Annotated in this window: 2 protein-coding genes; both read left to right on the top strand. The window is 76.1% G+C overall.

The annotated features are described in order from the left end of the window. Positions 1-26 precede the first annotated feature (26 nt). Entirely contained in the window at positions 27-1196 is a 1170-nt protein-coding gene (gene argE / locus ACFE8Y_RS21635; protein WP_375466421.1) for an acetylornithine deacetylase, read from the top strand. 44 nt (positions 1197-1240) lie between these two features. Continuing rightward, a partial coding sequence (locus ACFE8Y_RS21630) for an amidase family protein (protein WP_375466420.1) occupies positions 1241-2616 on the top strand: 1376 nt, incomplete at its 3' end.

The raw sequence follows: 2616 nt of genomic DNA, 5'->3' as shown, positions 1-2616 counted from the left end.
CGGCACCACCGCTTGAGAAGGACCGCATGCCGACGCCCGCGCCGCACACCCCGCACGACATCCTCGCGACGCTCGTCGCCTTCGACACCACGAGCGCGCGCTCGAACCTCCCGCTGGTCGACTGGGTCGAGGCGTTCTGCCGCGGTCACGGGGCCGCGGTCGAGCGGGTGGTGGACGCCACCGGGCAGAAGGCGGCGCTGTGGATCAGCGTCGGGCCGTCAGACGTGCCGGGCTACGTCCTGTCCGGCCACAGCGACGTGGTGCCGGTGGGGGGCCAGGACTGGTCGCACGATCCGTTCCGGCTGGCCGAGGTCGACGGAAAGCTCTACGGGCGCGGCACCTCGGACATGAAGGGGTTTCTGGCCGTCTGCCTCGCGGCTCTCCCCGAGATGGCGGCGGCGCCCCTCGTGCGGCCGCTCCACCTCGCCATCTCCTACGACGAGGAGGTCGGGTGCCTCGGCGTGCGCCCGCTGATCGCGCGGATGCGGGCGATGGGCGTGGCGCCGCTCGGCTGCTTCGTCGGCGAGCCGACCGGCATGGAGGTCGTCACCGGCCACAAAGGCAAGCACGCCGCCCGCGTCACCTTCCGTGGCAAGGGCTGCCACTCAGCACTCGCGCCCACGGGCGTCAACGCCGTCGAGTACGCCGCCCGCTTCATCGACCACGTCCGGTGCTTGGCCGACGAACTGGCGGCCTCCGGCGCCCGCGACCCGCTCTACGACGTGCCCCACACCACGGGTCTCAGCAGCATCGTCCACGGCGGCACGGCGCTCAACATCGTGCCGGATCGGGCCCACGTCGAGTTCGAGTTTCGCGCGATCGCGGCGGACGACGCCGGTGCGCTCGCTGCCCGGGCGATCACCTTCGCCACCGGGACCCTGGCCGCCGAGATGGCGGGCAAGGACGCGACGTGCGGCGTCGACGTGGCGCAGCTGGTCGCCTATCCCGGCCTCGACACCGAGCCGGACTCCGACCTCGTGACGCTGGCCAAGCGCCTGGCCGGCCGGAACAGCCACGCCAAGGTCTCGTTCGGCACCGAGGGCGGGCTGTTCCGGGTGCTGGGCGGCGTGCCATCCGTCGTGATCGGCCCCGGCTCGATCGCGCGGGCGCACCGGGCCGACGAGTACGTGGAGACGGCCGAGCTCGCCGCCTGTGCCGCCTTCGTGCGGCGGCTGATCGCGGACAGCGCGGCGTGAGGCCCGCCGCCTGCGAGCCGCCGGCCCCGAACGGAGACAGAAGCATGGACCTCTGGCGCCTGCCCGCCACCGACCTCGCGGACGCGATCCGCACCCGCGCCGTCTCCGCCCGCGAGGTGGCGCGGGATGCGCTGGCGCGGCTCGACGCCGTCAACGGGCGGATCAACGCCGTGGTCGAGCACCGGCCCGACGCGGTGCTGGCCCAGGCCGACGCGATCGACGCCGCGCTGGCGCGGGGCGAGGCCGTGGGGCCGCTCGCCGGCGTGCCGGTGACGACCAAGGTCAACGCCGATCAGGCGGGGTTCGCCACCACCAACGGGGTGACGCTCCAGCGCGACCTCGTGGCGGCGCACGACAGCCCGGTGGTGGCAAACCTCCGCCGGGCCGGCGCGGTGCTCCTCGGGCGCACCAACACGCCCGCCTTCTCGCTGCGCTGGTTCACCGACAACCGGCTGCACGGCGCGACGAGGAACCCGCGCGATCCGGGCCTGACGCCGGGCGGCTCCTCGGGCGGGGCGGCGGCCGCGGTCGCGGCCGGCATCGGCGCGCTCGCGCACGGCACCGACATCGCCGGCTCGGTGCGCTATCCGGCCTACGCCTGCGGCGTCCACGGGCTGCGCCCGAGCCTCGGCCGCGTCCCGGCCTGGAACGCGTCGGGGCCGGAGCGCGGCATCGGCCCGCAACTGATGGCGGTGTCCGGCCCGATCGCCCGCACGATCGCGGACCTGCGCCTCGGGCTCGCGGCGATGGCGGCGGGCGATCCGCGCGACCCGTGGTGGGTGCCCGCGCCCCTCGAAGGGCCGCCCGCGCCGCGCCGGGCGGCGCTGTGCCTGCGCCCCGGCGGACTCGCGATCGTCCCCGCGGTCGAGGCGGCTTTGCGCGATGCCGGCCGGCGGCTCGAAGCGGCGGGCTGGCAGGTGGAGGAGATCGCCGACACGCCGCCGATCCGCGAGGCCGCCGAGCTTCAGGTGCGGCTCTGGCTCGGCGACGGGTTCGCGACGCTGGCCGCCGCGGCCGAGCGCGAGGGCGATCCGGGCGCGCTCGCCCTGATGCGCGCCTTCCGCCCGCGGGCCGAGGCGCTGGCGCCGGACGCGATCGCCGCGGCGCTCACCCGGCGCGCGACGCTCGTGCGCGACTGGCAGCGCTTCCTCGACGCGTACCCGGTGCTGCTGGTGCCGGTCTCGGCCGAGCTGCCCTTCGCCGACGGGCTCGACCTGACGGGCGAGGCGGCGCTCGCGGCGGTGTGGGAGGCGCAGCTCCTCCAGTCCGGCCTGGCGCTGGTGGGGGTGCCCGCGCTCACCGTCGCGACGGGACTTTCCGGCACCAGTCCCGTCGGCGTGCAGGTGGTGGCGGCCCGCTTCCGCGAGGACCTGTGCCTGACGGCAGGCGCGGCGATCGAGGCCGGCGGCGTGCCGCCCGC

Source organism: uncultured Methylobacterium sp., from assembly GCF_964242245.1.
Classification (GTDB): Bacteria; Pseudomonadota; Alphaproteobacteria; order Rhizobiales; family Beijerinckiaceae; genus Methylobacterium.
This window is presented reverse-complemented; position numbering and strand designations above follow the sequence as displayed.

Coding starts and splice junctions, on each gene's coding strand:
- argE (WP_375466421.1), top strand. CDS start 27: ATGCCGACGCCCGCGCCGCACACCCCGCACGACATCCTCGCGACGCTC.